The sequence below is a fragment of the Colwellia marinimaniae genome (assembly GCF_002207865.1).
In the GTDB taxonomy this organism is placed as follows: domain Bacteria; phylum Pseudomonadota; class Gammaproteobacteria; order Enterobacterales; family Alteromonadaceae; genus Colwellia; species Colwellia marinimaniae.
Genome location: NZ_BDQM01000004.1, coordinates 133,160 through 148,731, shown reverse-complemented (window position 1 = coordinate 148,731; position 15,572 = coordinate 133,160). Strand labels below are relative to the sequence as shown.

General features: G+C 38.5%; 13 protein-coding genes and 3 tRNA genes. 7 read left to right on the top strand and 9 right to left on the bottom strand.

Annotated features, from left to right (window positions below):
• Window positions 1–407: 407 nt before the first annotated feature.
• On the top strand, window positions 408–2,837 hold the full coding sequence (gene fadE / locus MTCD1_RS04205; protein WP_082606506.1) for an acyl-CoA dehydrogenase FadE: 2,430 nt from the start codon (window positions 408–410) through the stop codon (window positions 2,835–2,837).
• 148 nt (window positions 2,838–2,985) lie between these two features.
• Window positions 2,986–3,666, top strand: a complete 681-nt coding sequence (locus MTCD1_RS04200) for a TetR/AcrR family transcriptional regulator (RefSeq protein WP_082606507.1) — start codon at window positions 2,986–2,988, stop codon at window positions 3,664–3,666.
• Between the two features lie 104 nt (window positions 3,667–3,770).
• Here MTCD1_RS04200 and MTCD1_RS04195 read toward each other — a convergent pair whose 3' ends face one another.
• From MTCD1_RS04195 to MTCD1_RS04160, 8 genes are all read right to left on the bottom strand, one after another.
• The gene (locus MTCD1_RS04195; RefSeq protein WP_057181153.1) at window positions 3,771–5,591 is read right to left on the bottom strand and encodes an acyl-CoA dehydrogenase C-terminal domain-containing protein; all 1,821 of its coding nucleotides are present in this window, start codon (window positions 5,589–5,591) and stop codon (window positions 3,771–3,773) included.
• 909 nt (window positions 5,592–6,500) lie between these two features.
• Window positions 6,501–6,577, bottom strand: a tRNA-Asp gene (locus tag MTCD1_RS04190).
• 186 nt (window positions 6,578–6,763) lie between these two features.
• Window positions 6,764–6,840, bottom strand: a tRNA-Asp gene (locus tag MTCD1_RS04185).
• 186 nt (window positions 6,841–7,026) lie between these two features.
• Window positions 7,027–7,103, bottom strand: a tRNA-Asp gene (locus MTCD1_RS04180).
• A gap of 344 nt (window positions 7,104–7,447) precedes the next feature.
• Window positions 7,448–8,809, bottom strand: a complete 1,362-nt coding sequence (locus MTCD1_RS04175; protein ID WP_057181154.1) for a TIGR03503 family protein — start codon at window positions 8,807–8,809, stop codon at window positions 7,448–7,450.
• On the bottom strand, window positions 8,800–9,570 hold the full coding sequence (gene dnaQ, locus MTCD1_RS04170) for a DNA polymerase III subunit epsilon (RefSeq protein WP_082606508.1): 771 nt from the start codon (window positions 9,568–9,570) through the stop codon (window positions 8,800–8,802). The genes MTCD1_RS04175 and dnaQ overlap by 10 nt, the downstream gene beginning before the upstream one ends.
• 34 nt (window positions 9,571–9,604) lie before the next feature.
• Window positions 9,605–10,108, bottom strand: coding sequence for a DUF2919 family protein (locus MTCD1_RS04165; RefSeq protein WP_057181155.1), 504 nt, complete (start codon window positions 10,106–10,108; stop codon window positions 9,605–9,607).
• Window positions 10,086–10,820 carry a DUF599 domain-containing protein gene (locus tag MTCD1_RS04160; RefSeq protein ID WP_057181156.1) on the bottom strand — a complete coding sequence of 245 codons (735 nt, stop codon included), beginning with the start codon at window positions 10,818–10,820 and terminating at the stop codon, window positions 10,086–10,088. The genes MTCD1_RS04165 and MTCD1_RS04160 overlap by 23 nt, the downstream gene beginning before the upstream one ends.
• Before the next feature lie 312 nt (window positions 10,821–11,132).
• Between MTCD1_RS04160 and MTCD1_RS04155 the strand changes: the two genes are divergently transcribed.
• The 4 genes from MTCD1_RS04155 to MTCD1_RS04140 all read left to right on the top strand — a co-directional run bounded on the left by MTCD1_RS04155 (window position 11,133) and on the right by MTCD1_RS04140 (window position 13,514).
• On the top strand, window positions 11,133–11,567 hold the full coding sequence (locus MTCD1_RS04155; RefSeq protein WP_057181157.1) for an META domain-containing protein: 435 nt from the start codon (window positions 11,133–11,135) through the stop codon (window positions 11,565–11,567).
• A 132-nt stretch (window positions 11,568–11,699) separates the two neighbouring features.
• Entirely contained in the window at window positions 11,700–12,680 is a 981-nt protein-coding gene (cysK, locus tag MTCD1_RS04150) for a cysteine synthase A (protein WP_057181158.1), read from the top strand.
• 141 nt (window positions 12,681–12,821) lie between these two features.
• Window positions 12,822–13,268, top strand: coding sequence for a hypothetical protein (locus MTCD1_RS04145; protein ID WP_057181159.1), 447 nt, complete (start codon window positions 12,822–12,824; stop codon window positions 13,266–13,268).
• Window positions 13,269–13,304: 36 nt separating this feature from the next.
• Window positions 13,305–13,514 carry a DUF1653 domain-containing protein gene (locus tag MTCD1_RS04140; protein ID WP_057181160.1) on the top strand — a complete coding sequence of 70 codons (210 nt, stop codon included), beginning with the start codon at window positions 13,305–13,307 and terminating at the stop codon, window positions 13,512–13,514.
• A gap of 41 nt (window positions 13,515–13,555) precedes the next feature.
• Here the strand turns inward: MTCD1_RS04140 and MTCD1_RS04135 are convergent, their stop codons facing one another.
• Entirely contained in the window at window positions 13,556–13,825 is a 270-nt protein-coding gene (locus tag MTCD1_RS04135; RefSeq protein ID WP_057181345.1) for an acylphosphatase, read from the bottom strand.
• Window positions 13,826–13,973: 148 nt separating this feature from the next.
• Here MTCD1_RS04135 and MTCD1_RS04130 point away from each other — a divergent pair, with 148 nt between their 5' ends.
• On the top strand, window positions 13,974–15,164 hold the full coding sequence (locus tag MTCD1_RS04130; RefSeq protein ID WP_057181161.1) for a class I SAM-dependent methyltransferase: 1,191 nt from the start codon (window positions 13,974–13,976) through the stop codon (window positions 15,162–15,164).
• Window positions 15,165–15,572: the final 408 nt, after the last annotated feature.

The window sequence follows — 15,572 nt, the reverse complement described above, 5'->3', positions numbered from 1 at the left end:
TCTATCATAATGAATGATTGATACGCCTGATTTAGCATGCGGCTACAATAATGGCGCATATTTCCTTACTAGTACCCGCCGCATCCTTGAAAATTTCACCCGTACACCTAAAGTGACATGGGTAAAAAATGGCCATCTCATATTTTTACAGCAACATTGATATAGACAGCAGGTTACCATTTGATGGTACTAATTCTGATAGTGCTAAAAAAATATTTCTTACCTAACAATGTGCCATTGATAGCACTTAATACATAGTTAACCTCTTAACTTAAAAGTAAAATATGCTTGGCTAAAGCAACAATTTATTCTATAAATAGAGTATATCATTGACAATAAATTATTTTAAATTCAAATACTTTTTCTTATATTAAGCATCACATCAAAAAACACTAAAAGGGATTCCTGTGGATATTATTATTTGGTTATTTGTCGCATTTTCGCTTACTTGGTTTATGAGCTATGCCAGAACAACATTATCTAGTTTTACCTTAGCCTTTGCCGCACTGATGGCCTTAGGGTCTTTTTTCAACATAATAGGTATAGTATCTTGGTTACTCTTTGCTGTAATCGCACTACCACTGAATATAGATAATATCCGCCAACAGTTTATTAGTATGCCCTTGTTGGCTCTTTTCAAGAAAATAATGCCACGAATGTCCTCAACAGAACAACAAGCCATTGATGCCGGTACCACATGGTTTGATGCTGATTTATTTCGCGGTGACCCTGATTGGGAAAAATTACATAATTACCCTCGACCGCGACTGAGCCCCCAAGAGCAAGCATTCATCGATGGACCTGTTGAGCAGGTTTGCGCCATGGTTAACGATTGGCATATTACTCATGAAATTGCCGATCTACCACCAGAGATATGGAAATTTTTAAAAGAAAACAAATTTTTTGCCATGATCATTAAAAAAAAATATGGCGGCCTAGAGTTCTCCGCTTTTGCCCAATCTCGTGTCTTACAAAAACTTACTGGGGTGAGTTCCGTGCTTGCCAGTACTGTAGGAGTTCCTAACTCATTAGGTCCAGGTGAATTATTACAAGAATATGGTACTAAAGAGCAACAAGACTATTACTTACCACGTTTAGCCTCAGGTAAAGAAATCCCTTGTTTTGCCCTTACCAGTCCAGAGGCAGGATCTGATGCGGGTGCTATTCCAGATTACGGCATTATTTGTCATGGCCAGTTTGAAGGCAAAGATGTCTTAGGTATGAAGCTCACTTGGGATAAACGCTATATCACTTTAGCCCCTATTGCGACAGTGTTAGGCTTAGCATTTAAATTACAAGACCCGGACCAACTGCTCTCAGATAAAAAAGAGTGGGGCATCACCTGTGCCCTTATTCCCACCAATTTACCTAATATTATTATTGGCCGTAGACATTTCCCTTTAAATATTCCCTTTCAAAATGGTCCAACACAAGGTACTGATGTTTTTGTGCCACTTGACTTTATCATTGGTGGCTCTGCTATGGCTGGACAAGGCTGGCGTATGGTGGTTGAATGCCTTTCTATAGGTCGTGCTATTACCTTACCGTCAAATAGTGCCGGTGGTATTAAAACCGTGGCTTTAGCTACTGGAGCCTATAGCAGGATAAGACGACAATTTAAAATGCCCATTGGTAAAATGGAGGGTATTGAAGAGCCACTTGCTCGCATAGGCGCAAATGCCTATCTCATGGACGCCGTCACCACGATGTCAACCGGAGCCATAGATCTGGGTGAAAAGCCGTCTGTTATTTCAGCCATAGCCAAATATCACCTAACCGAAAAGATGCGTTCGTCCATTATCGATGCCATGGATATTCACGGTGGTAAAGGTATTTGCCTGGGACCGAACAACTATTTAGCACGCGGCTATCAAGGGGCACCTATCGCCGTCACCGTTGAAGGGGCTAATATTTTAACCCGCAGTCTAATTATTTACGGTCAAGGCGCCATTCGTTGTCATCCCTATGTGCTGGCAGAGTTAGAAGCTGCCAATAATAGTGATAGTGAACAAGCGCTTAATGACTTTGATCATGCGATTTTTGGACATATAGGTTTTACTATCAGTAATATTAGCCGTAGTTTATGGTGCTCAATTACCGGTTCACGCTTCTTGAATAGCCCATTTAATGACGAAACTCACCGTTACTATCAATTACTTACTCGCTTTAGTGCCAACCTAGCGATGCTTTCGGATATTTCCATGCTTATACTGGGTGCGGAGCTTAAACGTAAAGAACGTATTTCTGCGCGGTTAGGAGATGTACTTAGCCAGCTATATTTAGCGAGTGCCACCTTAAAACGATACAATGATGAGGGCCGAAAAACGGCTGATCTGCCCTTTGTTCAGCATGCCGTTGAAGATTGTCTCTATAGTATGCAACATGCCATTGACGAGCTTATTAGTAATTTTCCGAACAAGGTGGTGGCAAAACTTTTACGGCTGATAATATTCCCTCTAGGTATGTGGCTGAAAAAACCAAGTGATGAAATAGCGCAAAAGGTAGCAAGAATACTACAAACACCTGGTGCAAGTCGTACTCGCTTAGGTCAAGGGCAATATTTAACTCGCGATGGCAATAATATTTTTGGTAAATTAGAACAAGTACTTGAGGATATTATCAATTGTGAAGCAATTCATGAAAAAATCTGTCGTGCTTTAAATAAAACATTACCATTTTATCAACTAGATAAAGTAGCCGAGCTTGGGCTGTCTGAAAACATTATTTCTAAAGATGAAGCAGAGTTATTAACGACTGCAGAGACTGGGCGACAATGGGTTATTGCCGTAGACGACTTTGATAGTAAAGAATTATCTGCATTTAAGCCCAAAATTTAGATAAATAATGTACTAAAATCCACCTTAGTAACTGTGTGAATTTGTAGTATGGATATATAAAGTGCCTTTTAAATATTATCAGTTGCAAGAAACGATGTTAACATAAGGTAAATATAATGATAAAACTAATACTTTAACTGAGCTGAACATGCCCGTAAAAGAGATAATGCCCCAAGAGCAGACGAATATGCCGGTAAAACGTCGCTCAAAAGGGCAAAGAACACGCGAGAAAATTCTGATTGCTGCGATTGAGGTTTTAGCGCTCAATGGTATAAAAGGGACTACCCACCGTGCCATTGCCAGCCATGCACAACTACAGCTTTCTTTAACGACTTATTATTTTAAAGATATTCAAGAACTTATTAATCAAGCATTTAAATTGAATGCAGAACATATCACCTCGCGTGCTGATACAAACTTAGCCGCCGCTTGTATCCTTATTACTAAAATAGAGAAGAAAGAACTAAGAAAGACAGCAGTTAAGGAAGCATTGTGTCTACAATTGAGTGAAATGACATCTCAGTATTTAATTGACAACATCAAACACCAAGCTATATCTCTTGCTGTCGAACAATTAATGTTAACCGAGATCCAAGTAACGCCAGAGTTACGCTTGCTTGCCCAAGAACATCAATTAGCTCAGTTAGTACCTTATGAGCAGCTATGTCGATTTTTTAACAAAGTGAATCCTGAACTTGATGCTAAAATAATGTACACGGTTTTCTCTCAACTGCAATATGCTCAACTTGCCATGCAAGTAAACATTGATAGCGAGTTAATTGCACAGACAACTCGCAGGATTATTGCTTGGATTATGTCACTAAAATAATTGATAAATGGTTAATAAAAAAGGCCCGTTAACTATAATATATAGTTACCGGGCCTTTTTTGTACTAAAGACTAAAACTTAATTTAGTTTACTTTAGTTATGAATTAAAGAAACGACATCAATTCTTGATCAAGTTGCATTATGCTTTTTGGATCTGTCATCATAGTTTTAGCTAAAGACTTAGTTCTAGGTAACATTCTCTCAAAATAAAACTCAGCTGATTTGATTTTTGCTCGGTAGAAGTCACGATTTTCAACATCTCCAGCTAATTTTTCATAGGCAGATTGCGCCATTTGAGCCCAAAAATAAGCCATGACGATATAGCCAGAATACATCAAGAAGTCGACTGATGCTGAGCCAACAATATCACGATTCGATTTAGCCTTGAGTGCTAAGCGTATTGAATACTGTTGCCAGTTAGCGATAGCCTTACCCAATGGCCAGATAAAGCGATTCATTTTACGTTTATGTGGATTACTTGAAATTAAACTGTTGTTTTTACAAAAGCCAAGGACCTCTTTAGAGAAATCATTTAAAGACTTACCACGAGTCATTAATATTTTACGACCTAATAAATCGAGTGCCTGAATACCTGTGGTGCCTTCATAAAGCGTAGAAATTCTTACGTCTCGTACTATTTGTTCCATGCCCCACTCTTTAATATAACCGTGGCCACCAAAAATTTGTAAACCATGATTAGCACTTTCAGTGCCAAGTTCAGTTAAAAAAGCTTTTAAGATAGGCGTGATAAAACCTAAACGATCATCTGCTGCTTGACGCTCTGCTTCGGTTTTTGCCATAGAAATATCATCAACAATTTTAGCTGTATAATAAATCATTGCCCTGCCGCCTTCAGAAATCACTTTTTGTGTCATCAGCATCTTACGCACATCAGGATGAACGATAATAGGGTCAGCAACTTGATCAGGATATTTTTTTCCTGTTAAAGAACGCATAGATAAACGTTCTTTGGCATAAATTAATGAGTTTTGAAAAGCTAGCTCTGCGGCACAAACGCCTTGTAACGCTGTACCGATACGCGCAGTATTCATAAAGGTGAACATACATTCTAAACCTTTATTCTCTGGACCTATTAGCGTACCAACGGCATTGTCAAAATTAATAACCGCTGTCGCAGAAGCTTTAATACCCATTTTTTCTTCTATTGAGCCACAAGTAACATTATTTGCCTCACCTAGGGTACCGTCTTGATCCGTTTTTATTTTTGGTACAATAAATAAGGAAATGCCACGAGTGCCTTTTGGCGCGTCTGGTAATCTTGCTAGGACGATATGGATAATATTATCCGTCAAGTCATGATCACCTGCAGAAATAAATATTTTAGTGCCGGTGATATTGTAAGTGCCATCGCCATTTGGCTCGGCTTTTGTTGTCACTTGCCCTAAATCAGTACCACATTGCGCCTCGGTTAAACACATGGTACCGGTCCAAGTACCCTGAATTAAACGTGTTAGATACAACTCTTTTTGCTTATCATTACCATGGGTAGTAATAGTATTCATGGCACCATGGCTAAGGCCTGGATACATTGCCCAAGACCAGTTGGCTGTGCCTGTCAATTCTGATTGCACCATGCCTAATGAAGGTGGTAAACCTTGTCCACCATATTCCAATGAATGCGATAACGAAGACCAGCCGCCATCAATGTACTGTTGATAAGCTGCTTTAAAGCCTTTAGGTGTTGTTACCTTGCCATTATCATAGTGACAACCTTCTTTATCACCACTTTGATACAAAGGCAGTAATTCATTTTCACAAAACTTTGCACATTCTTGCAGAATTGCATCCACTAAGTCAGGCGTTGCTTCTTTAAATTCTTCATATTTTTTATAATGATCATAATAATTGAATACGTCTTCAAGCAAAAATTTAATATCTGCTATGGGTGCTTTATAAGTTAGCATTAGCTTTCTCCGACAAATTTAGTGAACTATTTATAATTTTATAATTTTATAATTTTATAGCTAGATTAAAGCACTGGTCGTACCACTAATTCAAGCTTTTTTTAGTTTTTTATTAATAATGACAATAGACAACAAATATTTGCCAGCAAAATAACCCGCTATATAAAAGCATAAACCTAGGCTTAACTACGCAAAGCGCTATAAAAATCAATTAGAAAGATAAAGAAAGTAAGTGCTAGTGCAAATAAAAATAACAAGGTAAGTAATTGATAATCTATTATTTTTGGTAAGTGTTTAAGATAAAGCTGCGACTAGTTAATGCTATAGAAGGAAAATATGGGATGTAATTCCGTATTAGCAGACATTCTGTGTTTTATTGGGTGTTTAACTGGGTATTTATATCAAGGGGGATATGCTAGATAATCAAATAAATTGGTGGAACGGATGGGACTCGAACCTGCGAAGAACCATTCGGTGTGACAGACCGCCTACCTTATAAAAAGATAACCAACTGAACTGCCGATTCGCTGTATTTCATTTTAAGATTTTAACGACTCTTATGACGCAGCAACTATGATGATTTTAAAAAAATTTGATGGAGTGGACGGGACTCGAACCTGGGAAGAACCATTCGGTGTGACAGACCGCCTACCTTATAAAAAGCTAACCAACTGAACTACCGATTCGCTGTATTTCGTTTTAAGATTTTAATGACTGTTAGATCGCAGTAACTATGATGATTTTAAACAAAATTGGCGGAGTGGACGGGAATAGAGCCGTAAATACATCCGCTGTGACAGGCCGCTTATCTTATAAAAAGCTAACCGACTGAACTTCCACTGCGCTGTATTTTATTTTAAGATTTTAATGACTGTTAGATCGCAGTAACTATGATGATTTCAACAAAATTGGCGGAGTGGACGGGACTCGAACCCGCGACCCCCGGCGTGACAGGCCGGTATTCTAACCAACTGAACTACCACTCCGCATATCTTGTTATCTCGAGTTTATCACTAGGGTAAGTGAACGGTACTCGAACCCGCGAAAGACATCCGCTGTGACAGGCCGCTATCTTATAAAAAGCTAACCGACTGAACTTCCACTGCGCTGTATTTCGTTTTAAGATTTTAACGACTCTTATGTCGCAGCAACTATGATGATTTCAACAAAATTGGCGGAGTGGACGGGACTCGAACCCGCGACCCCCGGCGTGACAGGCCGGTATTCTAACCAACTGAACTACCACTCCGCATATCTTGTTATCTCGAGTTTATCACTAGGGTAAGTGAACGGTACTCGAACCCGCGAAAGACATCCGCTGTGACAGGCCGCTATCTTATAAAAAGCTAACCGACTGAACTTCCACTGCGCTGTATTTCGTTTTAAGATTTTAACGACTCTTATGTCGCAGCAACTATGATGATTTCAACAAAATTGGCGGAGTGGACGGGACTCGAACCCGCGACCCCCGGCGTGACAGGCCGGTATTCTAACCAACTGAACTACCACTCCGCATATCTTGTTTATCTTGAGTTTTTCACTAGGGGAAGTGAACGGTACTCAAACCCGATAAAAGATCACTGGTCGTAACAGGCCGATTACCTAATAAAAGTTAACCGACTGAGCTACTACTTTACAATCTTTAGCTATAGCTTACTCAACTGACCTTAATCAATCATTGCAAGCTATGGCCGCATTCAACAACATGTCGTTGAATGCGGCGAGATAATACGGTTATGGCGCGGTGCAGTCAACCACTTTTTTAATAAAATTGACTGCATGTGCATTTGACGAGCAATCTGCTGAAAATCAAAGCATATTCCATCACTATACCCAGTGATAAATTAAAAATCGTCTTAGTTTTGCTTGTTTTTTACTTTCTTTCTACGTAAAGAAAAAAATAGTACCACCGCAATAAGTATAATTACCCCATTGCCAGCGACAATAAGTAATATAGTTTCTTGCTCATCTTTCGCTTGTTGCTGGTTTAATAAAGCCAACTCTTTTTCTTGTGCTGTTTTAGCCAGAAAATCTGCGGTAATAGCCTCAGCGCCCTCCGAGTTGACTTCATCACCAACTCTAACCATCAGCTGGTTAGTTGCCTCAATATTAAAGGTGAACTCTGGCAACACTAAACGAAATTCTCGGCCAGTAATTGTGTTACCAAAAGCACTGACATTGATCCGATAAAGACCAGGTTCAGTATTGGCCATAGTTATACTTCTCGTCTCGCCATGACTTTCCATAATGGAAAAAGGCTCAACTTGACGGTCAGGAAAAGTAAATTTCCCCTGAAAGACAAGGCTATCAGGGTCAACATAACTAGGGTCTATCGTAAGCAGTATCTGGTGGGGTTTATCAGCGACTTGTGATTTAACCACACTCACTGCTACCGGTGTTTTTTGTAATAATATAGTCGATTGTCTTAGCTCTCGCGTTACCATGGGTAATTTGACCAAGTAAACTGGTTGCCATTCTCCTGGAGCAAAATCTAGGATAAACTCACCAGTAAAGATATTGTCATTAGCATATTCATCTAAACCATAACCGTCATCACGAAAGGACGTCACTTTAATGGCATCTGCACCAAAATTTTCATAGGCAGAGTTATTAGTACTGTAAAAATTAACATCTAATTTAACAACATTTTTAAAATGGGGGCTATCTATTGCCTCGTCACCATTAAATAAGCGCCCTTCTACTTTAAGGGTCTCCCCAGAAAAAGCAATTTCGGGTAATGGCTCTACGACAATTTTAATATCTGAAACAACCAGTATTTGACTATGAGGTAAGATATCGCCTACGGCTTGCCAAGGCCCCGGCATAGGTTTTTTTATCTTAATCATGTCAAAAGTCCGGTCATCAAACCATTGTACTTTTTTATGATCAAAGTCATTAACCCTTATTTTACTGCCATCAGGTCTAATAAGAATAATAGGTTTACTGCCACTTTTACGATAAAAAATTAACGTTATTTCATCTAAGTTTGCATCGAGACGAAAACGATTATCAAAATAGGGTACCTGGTTGGTTATATTATCATTTTGATAATATTCAACTTTCGTTTTATTAAGCTTACCTGCTTTTTTGTTTTTTTCTATATCACTCGTCATGAAAGCCCCAGCACTAAAGGAGGCAACCACAAAAAGAAAAACAGCAGACCAGCTTGCTACTTTATTTTTTTTAGGCTTAAAACAATAATGCTTATTTATTTCCAAAGTGGCTCTCCTCCTTTTGTCGCGATGACAGCAATGCGATCTGCATGTGCCTCTAATTCATCGGCCGAAGCCGTTATAACCTTTAATTTATTACGTGTTGCTGATAAACGCCTGATGGCATTCGCGTCAGCATTACTGCCGTCACCTACCGACAAGTTTAAACTAGACTGCTTGCGTGTCATTTCAATATAGACAAAAGCAAGTAGTTGCGCATCAATTAATGCCCCGTGATAAGTACGGTCTATTAATTTATCTACTCGATAAAAACGTGCTAAATAATCTAAGGTTTTTGGGGAGCCTAATTCATCTTTTGATAGTTTCAAGGTATCGGTAATGGTACAGAACTCTGCCGTCATCGGTACTTTATCTTGGCCCCGCGCTCTGGCATTAAACAATGCAAATTCATGGTCCATAAAGCCAACATCAAATTTTGCATTATGTATAACCAACTCTGCACCGCGGATAAAATCAATAAACTCATGAATAACTTGGGAAAATATAGGTTTGTCATTAAGGAATTCATTGGTTAAACCATGAATATTAATAACCTCTTTATCCATCTCAAATACCTGGCCACGATGATCAAGGGGTTTTACATAGGCATGATAGGTTCGACCTGTTAATTGGCGGTTCACCATTTCAACACAACCAATTTCTACAATTCTGTGCCCTTCCCTAGGGTTGATACCAGTAGTTTCAGTATCCAAAATGATTAAGCGCTGGTCTTTGTCTGAAATTTGCTGATCGGGGACATTATTCACTTGCGGGCCTTATATTTAAAGTTTAATACGATGACTATTTATCTGGTAGTGTTTGGGGAAATTCAATTAAATTAATGTGCATACGTTTACTGGTAAAGCATAGAGTAATTAAAGCAAAGACAATCAATGCTTGGCAAATTAGCCATGGCATTGAAGTCAATTGCCAGTAAAAAAAACTAATAAGGTTAATGGTGAAGTCAAAAATTAGCGCCACTATCAACAATGCTCGGCAATGAGGCCAAAGCATTTTTACCCAGTTTGGCGCATTGGGGCGACGTAGACTAATAATCAGGACCACAAATAAACCAATGACGCCGGAGAGCAAGCTTAGCAAGAATACATTGGTGTCTGGATAAACCCACTGCATGGTTGACACCCTATCTTGCATATTAGTTACCGACATAAGCCAAACGAGATAACCACGTAAAACAAACAGCAAGACCAGATAAAAACGTTTTGATAACTTTAAGCAGTCAAACTTATCAAAATCTTCAATGGAATACTGTTGATATTGTTTAGGCACCAGGTGTTTGCTCATTTTTTAATTGACGCTCTTGATGCAATAAATGTTGAGCGGTAGTAATGGCTTTAACGGCTTTAGATTTAAATTCACGGGTATATAAGGTGTAAACGACCCATAAACTCACCAAGACAAATAAAAACGGGTGAAAAAACCAACATATTGCGGCTAAGGCAAAGTAATACGACCGCAAGCCATAGTTATAAGAATGGGCGGCTTGATCTTGTACTATCGCCATTTGTTTTGCATAAGCCAGTAAATTCTCATTTTTACCCGACTGTTGATAGGGCGTCGCCCCTATCATTACATTCAAAAAACCGTATTGGCGCATAGACCAAGTAAACTGAAAAAAAGAAATAACAAATATAAAGGCTAATAAACTGAGTTTTAATTGTATGGCTAAGTGGTTAACCTCAGCGGCAAAGGGTAATGATGAAATCACTACCCCCAAGGTATCGACTTTGGCAAATAAAGTAAAAATACCGGCAAGAATCAACAAGGTGCTAGAAGCAAAAAAAGCAATATTACGTTCCAAGTTGGCGAGTAAAGCCGCGTCTGATACTCTAATTTCACGGGAAATAAGTTCATACATCCAATGAATTCGGTGTTGATGTAAAGATCTTGCGATACAATCGGTATTTTTCGCCTTTCTTCGTGCAAATACGGTATAACCATACCAAGCGGCAATAAAAACAGATAAGGCTAAAATATCGATTAGGGTAAAAGGCAAGATTAATTCCTTAATAGGTAATTGGGATAATAAAAATATGATTATACGTCAACAACTTTTATTGACCAACAACTTCATTTAATAGATAAAAAAGTATTTTCGATTACGACAAGTAATTTGGCCGGCTAAAAAATACCGAATAAAAGTGTTAGTCTGCATAAAAATTGCGCCTTAAAAGCAAGTTGCTCATTTAGTTTTTTATAATGTATGAACTAAACATTTGAATTTTATATATATTACAATCACACTGACGTTATTATAATTCACCGCGTTTTGGCCTTGAAGTACATATAACGCAAGCAAGGAATTTCTATGAAAAACATCAAACGACTGGCCTTATTAGTGGCTATTTCAACTACACTGGCTGCTTGTAATAGCTCCCCTGCCGTGCCTAGCCAAGAAACATTACCTGGCAGCTGGCTCGTTCAGTCAATCCAAGATAAAGCGGTTATGATGCAAAATATTGCTCGCTTAAACTTTGATCAAACAAACGGCTTAAGCGGCTCGGCATCGTGTAATAATATATCATCACGCTATAGTATACAGAACAACTCGCTAAACATTGGGCCTATAGCCACGACTCGGAAAATGTGTGCACCGGCGTTAATGGCACAAGAGTCTCGATTATTACAAGCACTTGCTAAAGTAAAACGCTTTCAATTACATAATGGTGAGCTATTAATGTACGACCAACAAGGCGGCTTACAAATAAAAGCAAAAAGAGCAAAGCCAGAGCCTAGCACTTAATTAATATCAAAAAACAAGCTACCTATACTTTTTTGCTATATAGGAATATAAGTTATAACAAAATATCACTTCTTTTTTTATAACAAAAAGCTACTCTTAGTCAGTTAATATAACTAATTCACAGGATCCAATATGTCTAAAATTTTCAAAGACAACACCACCACCATAGGTAACACTCCTCTGGTGAAGCTAAACCGAGTAATTAATGCTGAAAATAGCGCAAATGTTTACGCTAAAATAGAAGCTAGAAATCCAAGCTTCAGCGTTAAGTGTCGTATCGGCGCGAGTATGGTGTGGGATGCTGAAGAAAAAGGCTTATTAGGCCCAGGAAAAGAAATTGTTGAGCCAACAAGTGGCAATACCGGTATCGCATTAGCGTTTGTTGCTGCAGCGCGTGGCTACGCCATTACCCTAACCATGCCTAGCACCATGAGCTTAGAACGTCGTAAATTACTGATTGCGTTAGGTGCAAAAGTTGAACTTACTGACGGCGCTAAAGGTATGGGTGGCGCAATTGCTAAAGCCCAAGAGATAAAAGATTCTGACCCAGAAAAATATGTATTATTAGGTCAGTTTGATAATCCAGCGAACCCCAAGATTCATGAAGAAACCACTGGACCAGAAATATGGAATGATACCGAGGGTAATATAGATATCTTTGTTTCTGGTGTTGGTACTGGTGGTACCCTTACCGGTACCAGTCGCTATATTAAACTAACCAAAGGTAAAGCCATTATTACGGTTGCAGTTGAGCCAGTAGACTCCCCGGTAATCACTCAAGCTCTTGCGGGTGAAGAGTTAACACCAGGCCCTCATAAAATTCAAGGTATCGGTGCCGGCTTTATTCCTGGTAACTTAGATCTTGAAATGGTAGATGCCGTTGAACTCGTTTCAAATGAGGATGCTTTTGCTATGACACACCGTTTAATGAAAGAAGAAGGTATTCTTGCTGGTATTTCATCAGGCGCCGCAGTTGTTGCTGCGAAACGTATAGCTGAACGTCCTGAAAATAAAGGTAAAAATATTGTCGTTATTTTACCAAGCTCTGCGGAACGCTATTTATCAAGTGCGCTTTTTAGTGACAGCTTTAGCGATAAAGAACTTGTTCAATAAATAGGACTAGATGAACTTAATGTTGACTAAAGGCACTTCGGTGCCTTTTTCTTTTTAACCGTTCACCTAGATATTTCACTTCACTTTAACGAAGTAATTACGTTAGTATTAAGCATGATGCTTTTACTTTGACTTACTTTAATGCGCTATCTAAAAACCCTTATATCTGCTTTGTTATTAAGCTCAATCTTTTTATTAACTGCTTGTGATAACAATGACTCAAAAAAAATCACCACGGTTGATGACCCAGAAATTGTTGCCATTGCGTTTTTTGATGCACTTTATAATGAAAAAAATATTGAAAAAGCCGCTTCGGTTTGTAATCCTAAGTTAGCCCGACTTATTCTTCATTATCGCTCACCTCAAGCGGTAGCCCGTCACTTGTTTAATATGTCATACGATAAAGTTACAATTACGCCCGATAGCTCAGGGGTAAAAGTGAGAGAACAATTTAAAGGTAGTGCTAGAATTACCGTATATTTTGATGGCTATTACCAAGAAAACCGAGTTAAAGACATTAAACGCCTCGCGATTGTCCAGCGTGACGGCAAGTGGTTTATTGATAAAATATTAAAAGACCCGTTTTAACACCTCCTCTACAATAATTACCAATAAGATAAAATAATGTTAAAAACAGGTACCTACCAGCACTTTAAAGGCAACTACTACCAAGTACTTCATATTGGTCGACATAGTGAAACCGAAGAATATATGGTGGTTTACCACCCTGCTGATAATAAAGAAGATATATGGCTGCGCCCTTTAACTATGTTTGATGAAACGATCGAGCGAGACGGTAAAATGCTAAAACGTTTTAGCTTTGTTAAGCCATAACACTTTTACCGTTATCAATATAATGATTCTTAACAGCGGACTTATCCAATAGAAAAAAAGTTATGTTCTTGCCATGGCACTTTTTTATGCTGTATTTCGGTCACTTTTGCTTTATCTGGGCCATGGGCCAGCCATACTAGCATTTTGTCAATATTAACCTGCTCACCACAAAGTAGCACTTCGACATCACCATCGGCTAAATTACGCGCATAGCCACTTAAGCTATATTCAATAGCTTGTTGCTGAGATGAGGCTCGAAAATAAACCCCTTGCACCCTACCGGAAATATGCGCAATATAACTAACATTCATACCTGTTTCTCTTATTAAATCACTATTATTATCAGTAAAGTTTGCACCTGGGACCGTCATTGTCTAAAATCGGCACAAATATCTCTTTCACCGAATAAAACCTCGTTTCACACTAGGTATTTTATTCATTAAAAATAAGTATAGACCTATGTCAGCAAGAATTTCTTTAAATGTTGGTCGTGAAAAATCTTTATTACGTAAACACCCGTGGATTTTTTCGAAAGCTATCAATAAAATCAAAGGTAAACCTATGCTTGGGGATACTGTTGATGTATTCGATAGTAAAGGTAATTGGTTAGCTAAAGGTGCTTATTCACCTGAATCTCAAATTAGAATAAGAGTCTGGAGCTTTGATGAGAATGAAGAAATTGATCGTGATTTTTTCTTTAATAAATTACAAAAGGCGCAACTTAGGCGTGATTGGTTTATCGCTCAGGGAAAATTAACTGGCTATCGCTTGATTGCTGGTGAGTCCGATGGCCTACCTGGCGTCACTATTGATAAATATGATAATTTTATAGTGTGTCAGTTACTTAGCGCTGGCGCAGATTTCCATCGCTACACCATAGTTAGCTGTTTAACCGAGCTTTATCCTAATTGTCATATCTATGAGCGCTCTGATGTTGATGTCCGTAAGAAAGAAGGCTTAGAGCCGGTAACCGGTTGGTTAACTGAGCCACAAGAGTCAACCGAATGTATTATTGAAGAGTACGGTATCAAAATTTACGTTGATATCGCTACTGGCCACAAAACAGGTTTTTATCTCGACCAACGAGACTCTCGACTTACTGCGGGTAAGTTTGCCAAAGGAAAGACTATTTTAAATTGTTTTTCCTATACCAGTAGTTTTGCACTACATTGCGCGGCGAACAATGCCAAAGAAGTCATTAATGTCGATGTATCGCAAGCGGCTCTTGATATGGGTAAACGTAACCTGGCCTTAAATGGTTTGACTGACGCCAACGTTTCTTTTGTTAAAGATGATGTTTTTAAGTTATTACGAAAATACCGCGAAGAAAAACGTCGCTTTGATATGATTATCCTTGACCCGCCTAAATTTGTTGAATCAAAAGCACAGTTAACGGGCGCTTGTCGTGGTTATAAAGACATCAACATGATTGCTATGCAGTTATTAAACCCTAATGGCATATTGCTGACATTTTCGTGCTCAGGCTTACTCGATGCAAGTTTATTTCAAAAAGTAGTTGCCGATGCCGCATTAGATGCCAAAAGAAAGGTTTATTTTGTCGAACGATTACAACAAGCTGCAGATCACCCTATTTCATCTAATTACCCTGAAGGCTATTATCTAAAAGGTTTAGTTTGCCAGGTTGAGTAGTTAACATATCAGCAAAAACATCTCATTGTAGTGATGGCTATGGATGGCCATCTCAATAAAAATTAGCCAATGTTGATAAATTTCAGGTTAAAGCGCTTAAATAAGCGATACTCTGCTTAATATATGTTGTTCTAGCAACTATTTTACCGGCGCCTGCGTAAATTCACTGGCAATAGGTTGTTATTGTCGGCTCAACTTGCCTTGCAGTAAAAAATATCAAGTAGAGATATTGGCATCACTTAACTATTACAATTCAATAGCTAACGTTATATTGCACAAACTTCAGCTTAAACAGCTTCGAAATTAAAATTTATTTTCTTTAAATAACCCACCAAAATCGCTAATTCTTGCCCCTAATTATTACGACGATAATATTTAATCCTCCTTTACATTGCTGTTAATTTACAA

Coding starts and splice junctions, on each gene's coding strand:
- MTCD1_RS04200 (WP_082606507.1), top strand. CDS start 2,986: ATGCCCGTAAAAGAGATAATGCCCCAAGAGCAGACGAATATGCCGGTA.
- MTCD1_RS04195 (WP_057181153.1), bottom strand. CDS start 5,591: ATGCTAACTTATAAAGCACCCATAGCAGATATTAAATTTTTGCTTGAA.
- MTCD1_RS04165 (WP_057181155.1), bottom strand. CDS start 10,108: ATGAGCAAACACCTGGTGCCTAAACAATATCAACAGTATTCCATTGAA.
- MTCD1_RS04155 (WP_057181157.1), top strand. CDS start 11,133: ATGAAAAACATCAAACGACTGGCCTTATTAGTGGCTATTTCAACTACA.
- cysK (WP_057181158.1), top strand. CDS start 11,700: ATGTCTAAAATTTTCAAAGACAACACCACCACCATAGGTAACACTCCT.
- MTCD1_RS04145 (WP_057181159.1), top strand. CDS start 12,822: ATGCGCTATCTAAAAACCCTTATATCTGCTTTGTTATTAAGCTCAATC.
- MTCD1_RS04140 (WP_057181160.1), top strand. CDS start 13,305: ATGTTAAAAACAGGTACCTACCAGCACTTTAAAGGCAACTACTACCAA.
- MTCD1_RS04135 (WP_057181345.1), bottom strand. CDS start 13,825: ATGAATGTTAGTTATATTGCGCATATTTCCGGTAGGGTGCAAGGGGTT.
- MTCD1_RS04130 (WP_057181161.1), top strand. CDS start 13,974: ATGTCAGCAAGAATTTCTTTAAATGTTGGTCGTGAAAAATCTTTATTA.